The sequence below is a fragment of the Rossellomorea sp. y25 genome, from assembly GCF_038049935.1.
Lineage (GTDB): Bacteria > Bacillota > Bacilli > Bacillales > Bacillaceae_B > Rossellomorea.
Genome location: NZ_CP145886.1, coordinates 3,451,680 through 3,473,046 on the forward strand (window position 1 = coordinate 3,451,680; position 21,367 = coordinate 3,473,046).

Annotated in this window: 14 protein-coding genes; 4 read left to right on the plus strand and 10 right to left on the minus strand. The window is 36.6% G+C overall.

The genetic code is table 11. The annotated features are described in order from the left end of the window. Positions 1 to 60 precede the first annotated feature (60 nt). The gene (gene ald / locus AAEM60_RS17525) at positions 61 to 1,179 is read right to left on the minus strand and encodes an alanine dehydrogenase (RefSeq protein WP_341356777.1); all 1,119 of its coding nucleotides are present in this window, start codon (positions 1,177 to 1,179) and stop codon (positions 61 to 63) included. A gap of 241 nt (positions 1,180 to 1,420) precedes the next feature. Between ald and AAEM60_RS17530 the strand changes: the two genes are divergently transcribed. Beyond that, the gene (locus AAEM60_RS17530) at positions 1,421 to 2,749 is read left to right on the plus strand and encodes a cytosine permease (protein ID WP_341356778.1); all 1,329 of its coding nucleotides are present in this window, start codon (positions 1,421 to 1,423) and stop codon (positions 2,747 to 2,749) included. A 70-nt stretch (positions 2,750 to 2,819) separates the two neighbouring features. On the opposite strand, the gene AAEM60_RS17535 is transcribed toward AAEM60_RS17530, so the two are convergent. From AAEM60_RS17535 to AAEM60_RS17545, 3 genes are all read right to left on the minus strand, one after another. Next, positions 2,820 to 3,377, minus strand: coding sequence for a hypothetical protein (locus AAEM60_RS17535; RefSeq protein ID WP_341356779.1), 558 nt, complete (start codon positions 3,375 to 3,377; stop codon positions 2,820 to 2,822). Positions 3,378 to 4,101: 724 nt separating this feature from the next. Continuing rightward, on the minus strand, positions 4,102 to 5,415 hold the full coding sequence (locus AAEM60_RS17540; protein WP_341356780.1) for a diadenylate cyclase: 1,314 nt from the start codon (positions 5,413 to 5,415) through the stop codon (positions 4,102 to 4,104). A 211-nt stretch (positions 5,416 to 5,626) separates the two neighbouring features. After that, on the minus strand, positions 5,627 to 6,616 hold the full coding sequence (locus AAEM60_RS17545) for an ankyrin repeat domain-containing protein (protein ID WP_341356781.1): 990 nt from the start codon (positions 6,614 to 6,616) through the stop codon (positions 5,627 to 5,629). Positions 6,617 to 7,048: 432 nt separating this feature from the next. Here AAEM60_RS17545 and AAEM60_RS17550 point away from each other — a divergent pair, with 432 nt between their 5' ends. From AAEM60_RS17550 to AAEM60_RS17560, 3 genes are read left to right on the plus strand one after another with little or no spacing between them, the layout of a single operon-like run. Continuing rightward, positions 7,049 to 8,356 carry a dsDNA nuclease domain-containing protein gene (locus tag AAEM60_RS17550; RefSeq protein ID WP_341356782.1) on the plus strand — a complete coding sequence of 436 codons (1,308 nt, stop codon included), beginning with the start codon at positions 7,049 to 7,051 and terminating at the stop codon, positions 8,354 to 8,356. Next, a complete protein-coding gene (locus tag AAEM60_RS17555; protein WP_341356783.1) occupies positions 8,325 to 8,888 on the plus strand; it encodes a hypothetical protein in 564 nt (187 codons plus the stop codon). The genes AAEM60_RS17550 and AAEM60_RS17555 overlap by 32 nt, the downstream gene beginning before the upstream one ends. After that, positions 8,885 to 10,864, plus strand: a complete 1,980-nt coding sequence (locus AAEM60_RS17560) for an AAA family ATPase (RefSeq protein ID WP_341356784.1) — start codon at positions 8,885 to 8,887, stop codon at positions 10,862 to 10,864. Before AAEM60_RS17555 ends, AAEM60_RS17560 begins: the two co-directional genes overlap by 4 nt. 598 nt (positions 10,865 to 11,462) lie before the next feature. On the opposite strand, the gene AAEM60_RS17565 is transcribed toward AAEM60_RS17560, so the two are convergent. From AAEM60_RS17565 to AAEM60_RS17590, 6 genes are all read right to left on the minus strand, one after another. After that, the gene (locus tag AAEM60_RS17565; RefSeq protein ID WP_341356785.1) at positions 11,463 to 13,208 is read right to left on the minus strand and encodes a retron Ec67 family RNA-directed DNA polymerase/endonuclease; all 1,746 of its coding nucleotides are present in this window, start codon (positions 13,206 to 13,208) and stop codon (positions 11,463 to 11,465) included. 888 nt (positions 13,209 to 14,096) lie between these two features. Continuing rightward, the gene (locus tag AAEM60_RS17570) at positions 14,097 to 14,987 is read right to left on the minus strand and encodes a hypothetical protein (RefSeq protein WP_341356786.1); all 891 of its coding nucleotides are present in this window, start codon (positions 14,985 to 14,987) and stop codon (positions 14,097 to 14,099) included. Between the two features lie 561 nt (positions 14,988 to 15,548). Next, entirely contained in the window at positions 15,549 to 15,917 is a 369-nt protein-coding gene (locus AAEM60_RS17575; RefSeq protein WP_341356787.1) for a hypothetical protein, read from the minus strand. 289 nt (positions 15,918 to 16,206) lie between these two features. Beyond that, positions 16,207 to 17,061: a malate synthase gene (locus AAEM60_RS17580; RefSeq protein ID WP_341356788.1), complete on the minus strand. Its 855-nt coding sequence runs from the start codon at positions 17,059 to 17,061 to the stop codon at positions 16,207 to 16,209. Between the two features lie 768 nt (positions 17,062 to 17,829). Further along, positions 17,830 to 18,132, minus strand: coding sequence for a hypothetical protein (locus tag AAEM60_RS17585; RefSeq protein WP_341356789.1), 303 nt, complete (start codon positions 18,130 to 18,132; stop codon positions 17,830 to 17,832). Between the two features lie 147 nt (positions 18,133 to 18,279). Next, entirely contained in the window at positions 18,280 to 21,342 is a 3,063-nt protein-coding gene (locus AAEM60_RS17590) for an efflux RND transporter permease subunit (RefSeq protein ID WP_341356790.1), read from the minus strand. Positions 21,343 to 21,367 lie beyond the last annotated feature (25 nt).

The window sequence follows — 21,367 nt, forward strand, 5'->3', positions numbered from 1 at the left end:
TCTCCTATATTTACATAAAAAAAGCCGACTGAACATTCTCATGCAGTCGGCTTCTTGTTGTTATTGTTGCTCTAATTGTGTTCTTGTATCTGAGTAGTCTACAGCGTGTGCTTCAGCAACGGCTTGGTATGTCACATATCCGTTCAATGTGTTAATACCTTTTAATAAAGCTTCGTTTTCTAAGCACGCTTTTTTGTAGCCTTTGTTTGCGATTTGAACCGCGTAAGGTACGGTTACGTTCGTCAATGCAATCGTAGACGTACGTGGTACGGCACCAGGCATGTTGGCAACGGCATAGTGTACAACGCCATGCTTCACGTAAGTTGGATCGTCATGAGTCGTGATGCGGTCCGTTGTTTCGAAGATTCCACCTTGGTCGATGGCGATATCGACTACAACTGAACCAGGCGTCATCGCTTTGATCATGTCTTCTGTTACCAATTTAGGTGCTTTCGCTCCTGGAATTAGTACAGCTCCGATGACTAGGTCCGCTTCTCTTACAGCTTGTTCGATATTCAGCGGGTTAGACATAAGTGTTGTTACGTCGCTTCCGAAGATATCATCCAGCTGACGAAGGCGATCCGGGTTAAGGTCAAGGATCGTTACGTTGGCACCAAGTCCAACAGCCATTTTCGCTGCGTTCGTACCGGCAACCCCTCCACCGATGATCGTTACTTTACTGCGGCGAACCCCTGGTACACCTGATAGTAATACACCTTTACCACCGTGGATCTTCTCTAAGAACTGAGCACCGATTTGAGTCGCCATACGTCCAGCCACTTCACTCATCGGAGTCAATAATGGAAGGGCACGATTCAGTTCAACCGTTTCGTACGCGATTCCGACCACTTTATTATCGATTAACGCTTTCGTTAATTCAGGTTCTGGAGCAAGATGTAAATATGTAAATAAGATAAGTCCCTCACGGAAATAAGAGTACTCACTTGGAAGTGGCTCTTTCACTTTCATGACCATGTCCATGGACCATGCTTCCGCTGCAGAATCAACGATGTGTCCACCTGCTGCTACGTAATCTTCGTCTGTAAATCCTGAGCCCAATCCAGCTCCTGATTCGATGTAAACCTCATGTCCAAAAAGAACCAGATTCACAACACCTGCGGGAGTCATAGCCACCCGATTTTCATTATTTTTAATTTCCGTTGGTACACCAATACGCATACTAAGCCAACCTCCTAAATGCACTATTGCTCCTTGGAGCATTTACTTCCTAAATATAACACTATTCATCTATAATAGCGAAGGGCAATTACTCACCCTGTAAGCACTTACATTCTAACAAATAAATAAGGAAATATCTCTATTTTTCTTCAAAAAATTTAATGATTATTTCTTCGCTTTTTTCCAAAAATTCTTTAAAATAGAAACGATGCATCTTAGTATACCCAAAGGAGATTATTCCATGAAACAACCCATGATCGAAAGACTCGGACTTGAAAAGGTCCCACCACAATTAAAATCAACCACCTGGATCGAATACTTCATCATACAGCTCGCCTTCTCCGTGAACGCAGGAAACTTCCTCATCCCGGCTCTGGCCGTCCTTGAAGGCGGACTATCCTTTCAGGCAGCGTTCCTTGCCACCGTACTCGGAGCAAGCGTCGCCTTCCTATTCGTATCATTCCTGTCACTACCAGGCTCCCGCTACGGCCTGCCCGCTCAATACGTCCTGCGGTCCATCATCGGAACCCGGCTGTCGATGCTCATCGCATCCCCCATCCGGTCACTGACGTCCCTCTACTGGTTCAGCGTCCAAACCATCGGAGGAACCTTCGTCATCATCTCCATGGTGGAAAAAGTAACACCCTACACCATACCATTCATCCCGGTCGCCATCGGACTCGCCATCATCATGACCCTTTTAGCCCTCATCGGCTTCGAAGCTGTCAAAAAAGCGACCAAACTATTCATCCCGATCCTCGTGATCGGCCAGGGAATCATTCTCTACCTGTTCCTATCAAAAGGAGCCGATTCCCTCCCAACACTCACACAAGGCCAGGAACCCTTCTCCATCGGAACGTTCCTATTCTACTCAAGCCTCGTCTTCGTCCAATACATCTCAGGCGTCAGCGCATCCTCCGACATCACCCGCTACAGCAAGAGTGACCGTCACGGATTCTGGGGACTGTATAGTGGAAACGTCGTCGGATTCATGATGACCGCCCTGCTTGGAGGATTGAGTGCCAGCTTGTTTAAAGATCTAAATCCATTCGTCGCAGCGGGTCAGCTGACCGACTCCAGTTTGCTTCTATTGGTGATTACGGCTTGTGCGATGGTATCGATGATATCAATTAATCTTAGTAATGCGTATACAGGGGGATACAGTCTGCTGAATGCACTGCCGTCCCTGTCGCGGATTCAGAGTGCCTTACTGTTCAGTGTCGCAGGGATTATTTTAAGTTCGTTTCCTCAGCTGGTTTATAATGCGCAGGAGTATATTTCTTATCTGGGGATCCTGATTATTCCGATATCGGCGATTGTGGTGGCTGATTTTTTGGTTATTCGGAAAGGAAGGATTTCTGAGAGTGCGCTTGTAAGGCTTGCGAGTGGGGAATCGAATTTTAATCGGGAGGCGTTGGTTGTGTTGGGGATTGGCATGGTTTTATATTTGGTGATTCCGGATTCGTTTTCGCCGGGGTTTAGTTGTTTTATTATGACCTCTATTATCTATGTTCTTACTAAAATAAGGAGTAGTACCGAAGAACAGCATCCTATCCAGAAACTTGGTTAAAGATATAAGAGTGAACCTGCAATTTAGGTTCACTCTTTTCTTCTTAATATGAATTGTCAGTTCCTCTTCATCAATTCTTCTTTTCGGGTTTCGTATCTTTATCAGAAATCTTACCCTTCTGGTTTAAATGGTCAATATGCTGGAGCTCCAACTCAGTAACCCCATTGTTCCCTGTTAGCACCTCTTCTTTTGTAACCAGAAAATATTGAGTGGGATTCAACGAATATTTAAACTTCCCATCTTGATCGTATGCTTCCACCTTTACTTTCATACTGCCTTGGCCAAACTCTTTAGCTTTTACCGCAATGGTGACCGTTGCAGTTTCCCCTTCCTGAACTTCAGTCCATTCAAGGGCCTTATTTCCCTCTTCGCTACTCTGGATGACACCGGATGTTTCCAAAACGACTTTGACATGTGTTTCAGGATTACCGAACTTCACATGTAAATTCCATTTCATTTGATCCGGTCTGAGAGGTTTCTCGATTACCTCGAAATTAGTTATGATAGATGGAAATAACTTCCATGATTGGTTTAGAGGAGTCTTGATCCTCTCACTATGGCTTTGGATATTTTGACTGCAGCCTGTCATGATCATAAGACAGATGAAGAAGAACAAATATTTTTTCATTTTCCAACTGCCTCCACTAAGAAACCTCACAAAATTAGAAATGGCATATGACCAAGGATATTCCTATCCTGTCGCAAGCGTCTGAACCAAACACCATGTGATTAGCCTAATTTGACGTCGTAATTATGAAAAACATAAGGATCGATATAACTACTAATGTTGAAAAGGCGATCACTAAAGCTGGAATTGTAATCGATAGATTAGTATTCGGATGAGGTAAAGAGGTCAATCCTTTATATAAAACAAATATTAATAAAAGCACTTCTATTATGAGAAAAATCCACAAAGATAAACTCGTATTCATAGCGCCATCCTCTCATCATTTTCCATGTTACGTTTATTAACCATATTCCCATTTGTCTGAGAGTTAATCGATTTTTGGAATTTTGATAGAGTTCACGGATATTGTTACAAACTATACTTAAAGTCGAACTTGTTGTCCATCTCGTCGTTGATTTTCAGATTTATTTTTCAGGTATACTAATGCTTTACCGTACCGAGAGTCTGAAGCCAATATTATATAAAAATTTATTTTTATCGAAGTATAGAAATACGAAAAACGACAACTTCAAAAGTTATTCTAGTTAATATCTGTCCTTAATAAAATATATTGTATTACACAAAAAATTACATAGAGTTAAGATTATTTTCTTCTCACAGCAACTCTTTATTTTGGGCAATTCCCAAAATAAAATATCTATATACTTAATTTAGGTTACATTACTTAAAGCCTAAATATAATTGAATTATTTTTTATTATCGAAATCGGACCATCCTCTGATATTACTATCCCCAATATTTCTTTATTATGAGAAAATGATGCCATTGATTTATGTCTTGAACCCCCTGATATTTTAGCTTTAGCCTTAGTCGGTTTTAAGATAGAACCAAATCCAATTATTTCATTATTACTGTTAATTAGAACCGCCCCATCTGTTTTAGTGAAATTTGAAAAAGTATCAACAAAAACTTTTTCACCACTAAACTGAATCTTTGTTGGTTTAATCCACTGAGTTTTCTCAACATCATCAAAGTAATTTTCATTAAAGTTAAATACAATTGAAGCGCCTTTTCCCATATGACTAATCTCAAGTATAATAGCTGTTAGCTTATTCACATCTTCAACTTTAATTTTCATAAATTCCCTTAGAATATTTGTAAGTTCCTTATAGTTGCGTATTCTAGGTGTATTATTAATATATTCCATTATTAACTCATTTCCTCTGCCAATTCGTAAACCCATTTCTCTTAACGAAAACACCGGAGCATTAAATCCTTTATTTGATTCTCCTATCACACTAGACATCAACCCGGTTTCTGTTATTAAAATACCAGAAATCATAAAATTATTATCTTCAACAGGTTCACAAATTAAGAAAGTATATAGTCCATCAGCTATTTCTAACAATGGCTTGATCTCCTTAAAATCCGTTAATAAAGGCTTGCTTTTTAAATTAATTATTTCGAATTGTCCTTTTATTGTAGAAGCCCTTAATGTTGATTCTATTTTTAATAGGTTGTCGCCTATAATTATTCCAGTATGTATTTCTCGTCCTTCAATAGAGGAATTCCCCCAACGTAATACTTCTCTGATTATCTTGCCATAATCGATTGATCTTGCATCCGTAATGGAACGTGCTATACGATTGGTAGATTCTGAATAAAACTCTTGTAACACCGCTGGTATGCTTAATCTTTTTATTAAATCTACAACCTCATTACTGTCAATACTAGGGAATTTCAAAATAATATTTTGCACCTCATTTGCAGCTATACAAGCGTGTTTAATAAAACTTCTTATTCTTTGATTTCTGTAATGCTTGGCAGTTTTCGATATATCGATATATACAGCATAATTAGTATAAGGAATTTCTGCTTTAATAAAATCGTAACTCCTATATTTTATTCTTCTTATATTAAAATCCTCACTTCCAAAAACAATATTAGTCTCTTCTTCTATTATATAAATTCTGTCACTTGAAACTCCAATAACATCCGATATGTAATTTACTAAATAACTAAATATTTGTGTATCCATACTTGCCCCCGACTTATATTTTTCTCGTTATTTTTTACATTTCTTTGATTTTATTTCAGGAGTGTGTCCTTCAATTCTTAATAACCGTTATATTCTCTAACAACTTTAGTATTTGAGAACTCTTTTTGTAAAACAAGGTCAGACCCCCAGCTCATTAGCGATAACTGTGCCGAGGGTCTGACCCATTACCTCATTAGTATTAGATGTTTGATTACGAATTCTCTTTTAACAACTTACATATTGCTTGGTAGTTATAATTTTTAGCTAAAGTTAATGCTGTACTTCCATAATTATCTTGAAATTCAACATTAGTCCCCGATTCCAATAGCAGTTTTACAGAATCAAATTTCCCATCTTCAGCCGCTTCCATCAAAGCGGTATATCCATCGTTATTGCGATAATTAACGTCAAAATTTTGGAATGAAAGCAAAAATCTTAAACAATTTATATTATTACAAGATGCTATTATAATATTGTCTCCATCACTATTTACATCATTTACACTTGCCCCAACTTTAACCAAGTATCTAACTACTTCAATATTTCCTAAATGGCATGCTTTAAATAACGGGCTCTCACCAGACCTACACTTCAATGAAATATCTGCGCCTTTATCAATTAGAACTTTCGTTATACTTAATGCAGCAGGTGATTTCATTGCAAAATGCAGTGCAGTATAAGAATTTTCATTTATACTATTAATATTAAGTTGAGTTTCTAGCAAAGTTTCAATAATATTTAACTGATTATTCTGAATAGCAATCATTAAGGCATTATTTCCCTTGCTATCCCTAGCATCAACATTTGCACCATGTTCTAATAAGCTCTTAACAATATCCAGATGTCCATTTTTTGCGGCAAAAAGCAGCGGACTAAGATTACTATCATCATACAAATTAGGATTTGCTCTTTTTTGCAATAGCTGATTTACGATAGTAACATAATTAGACCTTATTGATAGCATTAATGCAGTTTCTTTTTTTCTATTAGATAAATTGACATCAGAATAATTATTTAATAGCCACTTTACAACCTCGGTATGACCTTTAGAAGCAGCAATGATTAGTGGCGTATTTTCTTTTGAATCTCTCCTATTAATATCATTAAACCCTTCAAATCCTATAGCCTCTAATTCCTTTACATTTCCTTTAGCAGCAAGTTCTATAATTAATGATTCTTTACTAATAGTTTTCTTTGACATATGTAACTCCTACATTTTCATTTATTATAACTATTTTATCGGTAAGAAAGTGAAAAAAATTAGCTTTTGGATGATTATTTAAATGTCTGCCCCAATATTCCTTTGACCTAATATATTTGCAATGTCATAAATTTAAATTTCCCTTGAATTATGCATCCTTGTATAATTTTAACATAAATATCCAGTTGTAGGACTCTATCTTTATTTAATTAACTCTAGTCCCTTAAAAAAGTTTAAAAAACAGACCTCCCCCACGGTACATTTAAGTTTTATCCATCCAAGGGTCAAATCCCATTACTCCAAAAAGCTTCCTTTAAATGTTATCCAACTTTACTATTTAAAAAGTTAAATAACAGAGGTTTTTGTAAAAATTTGTAGAATGTTATTACTAAGGAATCGTTTTACTTCTATAGAATTGTAGGAGGATAATCAATGAATGATGAAACAACCAAATTAAATGAAAAATTGAATTCTCCTGATGAAGTTCTTTCTAAAACTGATCCAGGTGATGAAGTACAAAGAAGATTTAGATATCAGCATACTTATACAGCACTTATATCTATCCAAATGGCTTCAGGAAAGATTTCCTATAAAGAATTATTATGTGAACTACATGAGGATATTCTTGGAATACGTAATGATGGAAAATTTGAAGGAATACAAATTAAGACAAAGCAAATATCAGACGGACCATTTGAGTTAGAAGAAGAATCAGTAGTAAAAAGCCTATTAAGGTTCATTAAACTATATAACGAATACCCCGGCTCGTTTAAGAAATTTATCTTTGTCTCCAATTGTCCAACTAGAAATGATGAGACAGGAAAAAGTTTAAATAACCTAATAAATCAGGCTAAAAATAAAAAAGCACATGATCCTTTTAAGCCTGGTACATTAGAAAAGTTTTTCAAATCTCTTTGCGACAAAAGCAATTCAAGTGAACAAGATGTTATTAGTGTCTTATCAATTATTCAAGTCCAGCAAGGTCCAAGTATTGAAGATATTGAATCAAAAATACTCACAGATCACTTAGGGAAAATGACTGAATGTTCAGAAACACCTTTACCAAAATTAAGAATTATCCTTGACTCTATTATTAGTCATATTTATTTTTCTTCGTCTAAACGAGTAGAAAATCCACTTCAAGATTATTTAGCATTTGTAAATGGAAATGGTCAGCTACTTGAAAAAGTTTATATAAATACAAAAAGAATTACTATAGATAAAATTAATAATTTAATTACTGAGCCTCTTACAAAGAATTTATTTCTCAGTTCAAGAAAAGGGGTGCCTTCAGAGAACCACTCTCTAACTTTAACTTCAGACCTAATGTTCTATAAAATGCAGTGTGGACTAATTGAGGAAGATAGTATTGAAATTATGGATGACCTAAGAGCATCTGCTGAAACATATATCTTAAAGAATCATTATAAAACTAAAAATCCGACCGAAACATTAGAACAATTAGATCAAATTCGTACAATAGTAAAAAATCAAGCTATTGAATCAAAGTCTAGGAGCAAATTAAAAGGGGCACCGTATGGAGTAATAATGCTGCACGATATTGAAGACAGACTAGAGAAATTAGTTGAAAGTCGTCATAATATGGTCTATCAAACGCCTTATGAAATCCTTAAGGGCATAGTAGGGATACTAACAAATGAATGTAAGATTGCATTTAGCGAAGTGCCACCAGGAGGTTGGAAAAAGAATGGATCAATCACTACTCGAGAAAATAATTAAACTCGATGAAAATGATGAACTAAATATAATTAGGATTCTTATTTTGATTGATAAGATGGCTGGCCGAAATCATAAACAAACAATCGATGGGATAAATAAATTAGTAAAATTGGATTTTCTCTTACGTTATCCAGTTGCCTTAGAACGAGCACTAGCGCAGCTTAAAGAAGAGAAAGATATTCCTAAAATAGATATTCAAGAATATGAAAGAGAAAGCGTAGAGGCTAATTTAATGTATTTTAATTATGGTCCTTGGGATAGTAGGTATCGGAGATTCCTTACCATTCTCGAAGCTAAAGGTTTAATCGCTTATACAATTAGTGGAAAAACAGTGAAAGTCTCCATTACTCATACGGGACATAAAATAGTTGAGGGTATTTCCGAATTTTCAGAATTTAATCCTTATGTAGTACGGAGTGGGCTAATAAAGAGGCACTTTGGTTCGTTTTCTTCAAAGAAACTTATCAACTTTTTTTATGATGTGTTTCCTGAAATGGTTACGATGGCACAGGGAGAGGAAATAAAATTATGAATTTGAAAATAGAAAAATTAACGCTTACTTGTAAAAAAGAGATAGTAGAAATTCCTTTTGCAAAAAATATTACTTATTTTTACGGAAAAATGGGGGCGGGTAAATCCACCATACTACAATTAATTGACTATTGTTTAGGTAATGAACTTATTGTAACCCCTGCACTTCAACAAGAATTCATTAATGCTCATTTAGAACTAATGATTGGCAGTCATCAGGTTTCACTTTTTCGGGAAAAGGGGTCAAATCAAGTACAAGTAGAATGGAAAGACCAACACGAGTATGAGGTACTAAACTTAATTGCTCCCATATATAAGCAAGAAAACTCTCAGCCACTAATACCTAACACTAACCTATTATTATTAACTGACATCCTATTTTATTTAGGTGGTTTTCAACCTCCACTTGTTCGCAAAAGCAAAAAAACTGAAAATACTGAACTTATCCGTTTGAGTTTTAGAGATTTAATGTGGTATTGCTACCTTAATCAGGATGAGATTGATAGTTCTATCTTTCATTTGGAAAAAGAGGCAAACAATTTCAAAAAATTAAAAAGTCGGGATGTAATGAGATTACTCCTTGGCTTTCATCAAGAGAGTGTTGCTTTATTGGAAAGTGATCTACTTGCAGTTCGAAATGAAAAGGCTACTCTCAATTCCACTGCAAAACAATTACAAAAATTCTTAGACGAGAATGATATAGGGGATACTGCAACTATCATAAAAAAAATCAAGGAAGTTGAAGATGCTATTCATCAGACAAATATTGAGATTAACAATATTAAAAAAGAAATTGAACAAGAGAATATTCATCCTGTAGACAGACTTAAAGAAAAAGCTAGATCTTACGCTGTTTTATTAGATGAACTTAATACATCAGTATATGATATTGAGGTACAAATTACACAAAGAAAAAGACTTCTAGGTGAATTTGCATCAGCTAAGATGAAAGTTAATAGATCATTAATTGCTAGGAACACTCTAAAGGATTTAGAATTTTCATCATGTCCTCAATGTGAACGTGAATTAAAAAATAATATCACCAATAGTAATCAATGTTCTTTATGTCAAGTTCCATTTGATGAGAATACTTATTTTGAAAGTAATAATATTGAAGTAATGAAAACCGACTTAACATCAAGATATAATGAATTAAATGATTCTATTACCCGACTTAATAGACAAAATGACTCCATGTTAAAAGAATTACGTAGAATCAAAGAAGAAAAACAAATAATTGATCAAGAGATACTAGAACTACAAACTACTTACGATTCAATTTATTTAGCAAAAGCAAAAAATCACGAACGAATTTTAGGAAAACTTAAAGCTGAAAAAGTGGCATTAAATCGTTTACTCCCTTTATCAAATCAAGTAAAAGAATTGCAAGATCAAGCCGACAATCTAATTGTTGACGAAGAAAACTTAAAACGAGATCTAAAAGAAGCAAGAGAAAAAGCTGAGAAAGATAACACCAACCTTGAAGAGCTTAAGTCATTATTCCTTGAAAACCTAGTAGAAGTAGGCCTTCCAGGTGTTAATCAAGACGATATAGTATCAATAAGCACTAATGACTTTATACCAAAAATCTATCGTTCGAAAGATGATGATGTATATGAAATGCAATTTTCCAATCTCGGTAGTGGAGGTAAAAAAACGATATTTAAATGTTGCTTTGCTTTAGCGGTACACCGTTTAGCAAAACAAAGAAATATTCCGCTTCCAAATTTTCTTATGATTGATACACCAATGAAAAACATAAGTGAACGTGAAAATGAAGATATTTTTAAAGGTTTTTACTCTTTCCTTTATAGGTTAGCAGAAAACGAGTTGAGAGATTTACAATTTATTATTGTAGACAAAGAATATTACCCAATTTCAGAAGAACTCTCTAAAAAGATTATTACAATAAAAAAACACATGACGCCTGATGATCCAATGCATCCACCATTAATACCTTATTATAAAGGACACTAAACTTTTTAAGATAATATTAAAAGGTAGAGGAATAAGACAAACATTCTTCTACCTTCAGCTACATTTTTTCACACTTGGGGTAACTTCTCAATCTTGTTATTTGCTTAATAAAATAGCTTTTCAAGTCCATTCTCAATTTCAAATAAGAGACTTTTAGACCACTGCCTTGTTTCCGAGCTATCTTTCTTTGCTTTAGTCCTTCTACTTTCCGTTTATAAAAGGCGTTCAAAATAAATGATGATGGCAACTTGTAAGCTTCCATCATCTCATCAAGATGCTAGATCGACTTCACATATACCTCTGACTCGCTTAAATGATAGAGGCGGACCAATCTACACTGAAGATATACAAAAAGCCATTAAACAATTTATAACGGCTTTTTTACGTAATTATTTATTTTGTTTTGCCTCTCTTCTTTATAGTCCAGTGATTTCTTTCTTCTTTGAAGAATAGGGTAAGTCCCTCGGTTTATTAACGCTTCACCGTTCCAAGGGTCTTACCCCATTCACCTATATACTACTAATATTCCTCACTAAGACTTGACTTTATGTGTAGTGTCAAAACACTACATATATAGAAATTATTTATTATTATTTTTTCAAGTTAGTATAGGTGCTTTCTGCTTCGCCCTACCCTTGTCTAAACCTTTCGAATTACACTCTAAACTTCCAACATTCTTCGAGTATATATCTATTATATTGTTTATGTTATCTAAAACTGGTTTGAATTCATCAAAGTTAATATTAGAATAGTTACCTAGAATATACTTAGAAAACATTTCTTTGCCATAGTATTTTGAAACATCATACCTGTCCTTCTTTGTGAATTCTCTTCCGTTTATTTTATGTAATAGAGTAACGTCTTCAAATAAGTCTTCTATATCACATTCCTTCTTACCATTAATTAGAGGGACAGTTAAAAGGAATAAGTTATCAATAAGGTTTACCATGTATTTATCTTCTAAAATCATCCGTTCTTCATTACCAAGACCCACGTGATTAAGAAAATTACCTATAGGTTTATTATTGTTACTCTTAATCTCATTATCAAACATTAAAATCACAGGGTTTATTGGTAAAGAGTTGCTTATTTTTTTATGGAAACTCAGATAATCAGGGGCTGGCTTCTTAGAATCAAAAAAATTATATATATTTTTTAGTGCGCTGCCCCCATCCTGGTAAATTCCTAGAAAGTATTTTAATCTTCTAGATTTATTTAGAAAAGATACTTTAAACTCAAATGATTCATCACTTTTTTTTGAAATCAAATTAGGATATTCTTTATAGCGACTTTTTAAAGCTGATTTTAAATAAGCTATATCCGTTTTTCCTTCAGTCACAATTAGTGGCTTTGGATTTGCAAAAAAATATTTATAAAAGAGAAATTTTTGGTATTCAAGTTCTCTTGAATGAAAATTATTGAAACGGGGGTATTCCCCATCTATTTTGTTATTGTACCAAGTGAGTTGATTTATAAAGGAAAAGCGTCCTTCTAATTGATTAATGGTGGCAGGTTCATCATCAATAGTAAACGTACCATATTTGTAAAGTTGATGTGCCATTGCTCTAGTTTCTTTATAATATATTCTATTCACATTTATTTTCTTGTTAACAACAAGACCTGTAACAACCTGCCTTGAATTCTTATATTGCAATCTTTTCTTTTTTTCATTAATTTTAAAACCAGCTAGTTCTATTTCTTTGGATATTTCTTCATGAAATTCCTTTTGTAAATCTAGGAATTTTTTATCGTTGGTTGAGAAAGTAAGATCATCTGCGTAACGAGAATAATTAACCTTAAATTTATTTGCAATCTTTAATAATCTGTTATCGAGTATTTTACTAATTAAGTTTGAAATGATTGGAGAACTTGGGGATCCTTGAGGAAGTTTTCCTTTATAACATGTTATTTGTGCTATAACTGTGGCTACTTCGATAGGGAGTAAGAAATCTTTATTCTTAATAAAAAACCCCCTGACACGACCAAAATGAATACTCTCGAAATAGTTTTCTAAATCAATATTCAAAACTAATCTTTTATTCCGATGAATTCTTGCATTTGTAATAATACTTTTGTTTTTTTCAAATGCATGTGAGATATTATTTTCTTTCTCTTGCTTGTTTTCTATATGCAAATACAAGGCTTTTGCAAGTTTTTTTTGAATGTCTTTAAGTTCATCTATTGGAGTATTAATCTTACGAATTCCACCATTTTTCTTATGAATTTCAAACGAGGTGTACAAATTGTTAACTTCCTTAACGTACAGTAAGTAGCTAAGTTGTTTTTTAGGAATTCTCAGAAAATCTGCAAGATCATTTCGGGTTTTAATATCATTAAATTCCATTGTAGAAAACTCCTTTATAAATAAACGTGTGGCTACTCATTAGGCGCTGAAAATGCTAAACATTCGAATATTACAGCATGCAAAGATGATCAGAGAAGCGAATGTTCCCTCCATTTTTGTCAACACTTGCGAAACACAAGCAAAAAAATCTAGCCACACGCTTATAAAAGTATACACTATTTTACAAATAAATTAAATTAGAATTTTTATCGTCTTCATATGCGAAGAAGGAATTCGTTTAAAGGGAAGATAATTTAATAAATAATCAAAAAAAGTGAACAAATAAGAACTTTATTATGAGATCATAAATCGAACTCAGATTTAGTGAAAAACGGTTATTTCTTTATTCTATGTAGATATACGAAAATACGGGGTCAGACCCCCAGCTCATTAACGCTTTACCGTACCGAGGGTCTGACCCCAATATCCATACTTTTTTACTTCATTATGAAATCAGGATCTGATACACAGTAAATTAAAGCTTTACTGTACCAAGGGTCAGACCGCCGGCATAAGTTTTACCATAATTCACTTTGATTTTAGTATATAGCAATAAAAGCGAAACCTTTTTAATCCTATGTGTGTAGTAAAGACGGATGGAGGTAAAGAGTAAGAAAGTAGAATTAATCATAGTAGTTTGTCATTTTAAGATATGCTATTTATCTTTAAAGTTGCCTCTACCAAAATAAGATAAACCCCTTTCAAAGAAAGGGGTTTCCCATAACCTCACTATAACTATTCCTCAACATTCTCCTCCGTCACCAACTTCAACGGCACCGGCATTTTAGTATCAACCTTCTTCCTCTGCATAAGCCCCTGCCAGAAGGGCAACTGTCCAACCTTCTCAGGCTGCTGAGCAACGAAAGCTGGGTCAGACCCCTGGCACATTTAATATTCTTTATAAATTTCTAAGCATTCATTTGAACAAAAGTAAGAATTGTTAAAAAAGGAGTCATTAGATTCATATGGGTGATAATATCTTTCACACTCGTTACATTTCCTCACCAATGTAGATGTATCGCATTCACTACAACGTCCAATATACTGCTGATCACGTTGTGGATTCAAAATATTAATAAAATAGGAGTTTTCGTAACACTTATAACAGTCTATTAATGTACAATCAGTTCCTATCAAAAGCTCTGAAAAGCAACATAAACAAACTAATTCATCAATATCAGTAAATGGAGTGTTATCTTCCACTTCTATGAACTCTTTTGTAACCATTGTATAATTTTCACAATCAAGACACACCCATCTATCTCCTCTTATATGATCATCTATAAATTGATTAACACCCTGTACCCACATTTTATTTGTCTTTAAATCAAGTCCTCTAAAAGATTTTAAAAGGGATTCTCCAAATTGAGAATACATGGTACCGTGCATAAAGAAAATGCTTTTTATTATAAAATTGGCTGCGTCATCATCAAAATGAGTGTTGCTACCTTTGTGAACGATAGCATTTCTTAATTCCAAAATATACTTTAATTCTTTTTTAGTTCCATACGACCAATGATGGCTATTAAAAAAGAAATTTAGAACCTGTGAAAAATCTTTAAATATCACACTGTCACCATTTATTTTTTTGGTAATCGCCTCAAGTTTTCCCATTCTAGTAAAATAATATTTTGAGAAAAGCTCCAAGGCTATTTGCATATTAACTACAGCAAATTTAAAGTATTCTTTATCTTGTTTTACTTGTTCAATTAATTCGAACGTAAACTTTAGAAACGAATTAAAAGATTCATATAGTTCTTCTTGTATTTTCTCTTCCATCTAATCATCCCTTTACACTTTTTCACCTTTCACTTAATTCTACATTAGGGTATATTTTCCTGTACATATTTTTAATAACTATATAAAAACCCTATAATTTTCCATAAAAAACATATTTTCTCATTTTCACTTTTAATAAAATTGCTTAACAATCTGAAACGATTAGAAAGGAAAGAAAAATCTAATTTATTATTTCACCTCTCTTTTAAGTAAGAATACTTTTTCACAAAGTCACAAAAATTTGCAAACTATAAAAAGATCTACGCCGCTGTAAAGTTCCATTCCATTAATCAGCCTTTCGGCAGATACAGATAAGCTAATAGCTAGGGAAGTGCTACCTCTGGTTGGTTCGAAAATTGGAGTCGAATCCCTAATTCATTAACACTTAACAGCGCCGAAGGTCAGACCACATTATTCCGTCCCCTCATCTCAATGAAATGTCCTATCATCTCCTCCCTCCTATCTACTATCTACACCTTTAGCGTCTCTAATGGCGGTGGTTTTGATGTTGTTGTTCTCTAAAATCTATTCTTTCTCTAAGTTCTTAAGTCTGTTTGCAGTTTATTTCCGTACCTGATTCACATGCTTTTCGCCGCACGAAGACATTCCGGAATCAGCTTCATTATCAAGCCGGTCAATCCCCGAATCATCATATCCCTTTTTAACAGACAACCCTATCCGATAGAAACAATCCCCACAAGAGAAATCATTCATCGGTTTAACCGTAAAGACATCCCCATACTCATACTTCTCAGACTTCAATCTCTTACAAAATGGCCACATTCTCACTTTATAAAACAGGTCCTCTCGAAACTTCCCAATCGACCGAATATACGGCCTTTCACCGAGCGCCACACACCCTAACTGAACTCCACCTTCATACAAGGCATTCAACAGAATCCACATATACAGGTGATTAAATGTATCCAAATCGAGCATCCAACAAAAACGGGGTCAAACCCCCAGCTCATTAACGCTTCACCGCACCTAGGGTCAGACCCCAATATTTCCTGCAAAAAAACCCCTTCAGAAATTTGGGTCAGACCCCAACTCATTAACGTTTCACCGTAACGAGGGTCTGACCCCAATATCACCAAGTAAGGTGTCCAAAAACCACTAAAAGGGACAAGGCGGCCGCCTTGTCCCTTTTTAACACTATTCGCAGTAAACCTAACACTATCTCTCACCTTATATGTGCCAGTTCCCCCGCTGTTCTTATCTAAGCACGCAATAATGCTCCATTTGGCTCTTTTAACTCCTGCTCTACTATTTGATTCATTTTAGAGAAATGGTCCAGAAATTGTTGTGCCAGCTCTTGTTCCTCCGTGTCACTTTTCAATGAAACGATGTCGCGCAAAATCTGAGCCATCCACGAATTATCAAAATAACGGTACTTACCTGTATTCCATGTCGTTTTTTGAGGGGATTTTTCATTGGCATAGTACTTCCAAAAAGGCATCTGCTTCGATTCCTCGTCTGTAAGTTGGAGTCTGTAATGGGAATGGGCAGGAATATTTCCATCTTCACAAAGTTTACCGATGAAATTATCCTTCACCATATAGACACCTAATATCCGTCTGTCTTTTTCAAGCATGCCGGGATCGACCGCTGTCAGCAGGACCGCACTGTTTTGGTGTAAGCGACTGGGCTTGTTTGGCTTACCCTTATTATTACCACTTTTAATTTCACCAGAGGAAACCGTCCAATCTGAAAAGGAGCTACTCTGTTCTTCTGTATCGCACCTGTAAACCATCTGCGATTCGGGATGAAGTTTATGATTTTTCATACGTTTTTCATGACCAACTCGAAGCTCCTGGTGTTTTCTTTGCCGTTCCTTTTCCTCTTGCTTCTGCATTTCTTCCTCTTTGCGTTCCATTTCCTGCTCGTGTAAAATTTTTTCAAGTGAATTGGCAGCACTTTTATCATGTAGTTTCAAGTGCTGTCCAAAAACATCCGGGTAAACAAATTTTTTATTTTCCGAGGCGAAATGTATTTCAACTACCGTATCATTATGTTTAACGATACTTCCCATACCAAACCGCTCATGTGTAACTTTCTTATTGATTAAATTCAATATATTAGTCCTCCTTGTATAATAACTCGGGTACTATTGCCTAAAAAGCTCACAAAAACTGTTTGAATTTCCCTACGGAATAAATAAGATATATAACTAAACGTTCAATGTAAAAGAATCACCAGGTAATGATCATACCATTTTTTTGATAAAAATACAAATTTAGTATTGACAAATTATTTTATTGCAAGGTAAAATAAAATTTTGTTCAAATCTTGTTGATTGGTACAACCGTGCGTTTTTGGTTTTTCTCCGGTTAAACGGGGACGGATCCAATTTGACTTTTTGCATTAATCTGGAAAAGCGCACTTTCAACTAATGACCTTATCAGCCATTGATGAAATAGACCTGTATTCTCCTCTTCACCTAGTATAAAATACACTCTTCCAAGTGCTCGAACCAGAACTCCTCCGTATGAACTACTCAAACATCATGATTACATCCATCCTGCCAATGAAATGCAAACCGGGGACGGTTCTTACTCTACTTTTTGGGTGAATTCCGGAGATGGTCGAAAGGAAAAGGTAGAGGCGGAACCGTCGCCACTCTACCCCAATTGCAATTGAGGAAAGTAATAGAGCACTTTGGTGGAATTTAGGCTCAATTGGCTCCATGATTGCTGTTATTATTTTCGGACTTATATTTATACTAATGCACCAAGGTACATTCGATTGGATAAATCTGGTTAGTTGTATAGTTTTTGTCCCTAATTATCTACTTTATTTTAAATCTCTCAGTTCTATATCTCTCACTTCCTTCCCTACCCCACTACCTCTCCCTAACAGGCACAAAAGAACCATAAACACCAATAAACGTCATTTCCTTCCCCATAAATCGGGTTGTATGAACAGTAAAAAAAACATAATCATGATACTCTGAATTACTTTTAATCATTTTCTCCCCTAACGCCTTCAACGTTTTATTCTCTAAAGGTTGGTTCGCACCAACTCTTTCACTGACAACACTCAACAGCCACTCTGCGTACTTATCCTCTGTAGGCTTTGTCACATACATGCTGCCCAATAAAATCACTATCACGGCAACACTGACGACGATCCACTTCTTCAACATGATCCCTCCCCTATAGGAACAGGCAGAATGCTCATCCTGCCTGTTCGTTAAAAAATATATGATTGAAGAACACTGGAGATGCATTCAATCAAGCCAATCTTCTCTTCTTACAATGAAACAATCTGGTACTTTATCATTACCTCATGTTTAAGATAACCTTCTCCATTCCCCTACTGCACTGTACAGAACGGGTATGAAGACAAGGGTGAGCAGTGTGCTGGTGGTCAGTCCGCCAATGACTGTGATAGCCAGTCCTTTTGATATCACACCTGAAGAGGATGTGGATAAAGCCAGTGGGACGAGTGCCAGGATCGTAGCTAGAGCCGTCATCAGAATAGGACGGAAGCGGGTGGTACAGGCTTCAATCACTGCATGCTCTAAGGCCATTCCGCTAATGCGATTGGCTTCTACGCGGTCCAGCATGACTACCGCATTGGTGACGACGATCCCGATTAGCATCAGCATCCCGATCATTCCACTCATGGATAGGGTTTCACCTGTGATCAGGAGAGCCCCTAGAGAGCCGATTGGGACAAATATCAATGATGAAAGGATCACAAATGGGGTGATGACTCCCCCGTATGTGATGGTTAGCGTTAAGAACACCAGTCCTATGGCAATCATCATGGCCTGACCAAGGTCACGGAAGCCTTCTGTCATCATGTCTTGTCCGCCACCGACTTCCCATGCGACTTCTTCTGAGATGGGGAGTGAGGCCACATCTTTTTCTACTTGTTCCGTTACGTCTCCAACTTCCTCACTGACACTTTCTGCTGATAATGTGTAGGCAAGTTTGCCGTCTTTATGCTGAATACTTGCTGGAATGAACTGTTCCTCAATCGTTGCGAGTTCGATTAAAGGTTTTGGTCCCTGCGGTGTGAGGATCTCCGTATTTTCCAGTTCTTCTTTGTCACGGATGAGCTCGTTGTATGTTACCACTACCTCGAGCTCTTTGCTGTCAACCTCCATCACACCCGCTGACAGTTCATTCATTTTTTCCTTTAGCTGCTGGTGAATACTATATTGATTGACGCCTAGTTCAACGGCTTCATCTGTTAATTCCAATTTGTATTTCGTTTGAAGCTTTTGTGCAGAGCTGGACACATCTGTTAATTGGTCATTTTCACGTAAGGCACCTCCTACTTGATCGGCAGCATCGAGGAGAGCCTCTACATTCTCACCGTAGAGGGTGATATCAATCGTCTTTCCAGATGGAGGTCCTTCCTGCTGTACCTCTTGCATGCGAACGGTGCTGTCATTGTATGATGCTGATACCAGTTCGGTTATTTCTTCTTCCAGGGCTTTTCGTTCTGTTGTTACGGTGTACCCATCTTGTAATTGAATAAAGAAGGTGGCTTTATAATCAGCCGATGCTTTTTGCTTTAATTGATTCGTGTTATTGACGGATCCGACAGAGCCTTGAACGTACTCTACGGACGCTTCTTTCATGAGCATGTCTTCTATTTCTTTTGCAAGCCTATTGGTTTCTTCAAGTGTTGCGGACACTGGAAGTTCAATGTCTGCCTCTACTGCACTTGCTGGACCACTTGGCAGAAAGGACTTGCCGATGAAAGCGACCATGAAGAGGGCTCCGGCCAATAATACTGCTGCACTTACCATGACCATCTTTTTATGGTTCAGGGAACCCTTTAATAACCGGTGGTATGCCTTTTGAATCCATCCCTGCTTCTCTTCATGGCCTCCTTCTTTTAAAAGCGCCAAAGCCAAAACAGGGATGAGGATGAATGCTACAAGCAGGGAAAGAACAATGGATGTCACCACGGCAATCGAGAACGGTTTAAAAAACTCTCCTACAATTCCCCCTACAAAAGCCAAGGGGAGAAACACTACAACGGTGGCCACCGTAGACGACGTGACCGCTCCGATGACTTCTTTGGTAGCATTTAGAATGAGCTCCCGTTTTGACACATCTTTTTTCTTATGCATCCATTGGAACATGTTCTCGATGACGACAATACTATCGTCGACAATCCGGCCGATGGCCACTGCCATCCCGCCAAGTGTCATGATGTTTAAGGAGTATCCCAAATAGTCAAGAACGGCAATGGTCCCTAATATTGAAATCGGTAATGATAGTATGGCAATGAACGTGGCCCGGAAATTTCTTAAAAACAACAAGATGATCATGATCGTAAATAAGGCACCGAATCCGCCTTCCTTTAATAGGGAGTTGACGGATTTCTCTACCTCTTTCCCTTGATCAGTGATGGCATATACTTCATAGTCATAGGAATCATTGAAGTCTTCCACCTCTTCTTTTAAAAGCTCAACCACCTCTGCCGTATTCGCATCCTGTGTTTTCGTTACATTTAACAAAAGTGCCGGTTTTCCATTATAGCGGGTGATGCTGTTCTGTTCGTCAACTTCTTTGATTTCAGCCACATCACTTAAGGAAATGAACGTTGACTGCTGAGGCTGGGAGGGAGTTGAAGCCTTTCCATTGGGCTGGTTCCCTTGTTGAGGGACAGGGATTTGGATCTTCTTCATCTCTTCAACGCTGGAAATGTCCTCTTCTATACTAACCGGGATCTGCCCTTCTTCATCCAGACTTCCAAGCGGCATCACGTGATTTTTCTCGTTCAACACATTGATGATGCTTGTCACGGTTACCCCTTTCTCAGCTGCTTTTTCTTCGTCTACTTCTACGACCAGCTTGGTTGTGGATGTTCCTGAGACTGTTACGTCACTCACACCTGCAATGGTTTGAAGCTGTGGTGCAAGACTATCCGTAACATCATCTTGTAACGCTGTTAATTCATCATCTGCAAAGGCAATCTGATAGATAGGCTTTGCACTGGCTGATAACCGTTTATACGTAAGAGTGGCATCTTCAGGCAGCGAAAGCTTACTGATGGCTGATTGAATGTCACGTTCCCGTTCATCCATGTCTTCATCAAAGTCATAGCTTACTTGAATCATGGCACTGTTTGCCCCTGTTGTACTCGTTAATTCTTCATATGGGGCCAGTTGTTCAACCGCTTCCTCGATTGGCAGTGTGATATCCTGCTCCACTTCTTCCGAGGAATGGTTCGGATAACCCACCTGTATCATAAGGGTTGGAACCTCCACGTCAGGGTAGGTTTCCAACTTAATCGTATTTGTTGATAGTAAACCAGCTGCTACCACCAGGATCGTTAACACAAGGATGGCAACACTATTTTTCAAGCTGAAATCAATCCATTTTTTCATCTTCCGCATGTCCCCTTTCGATTAT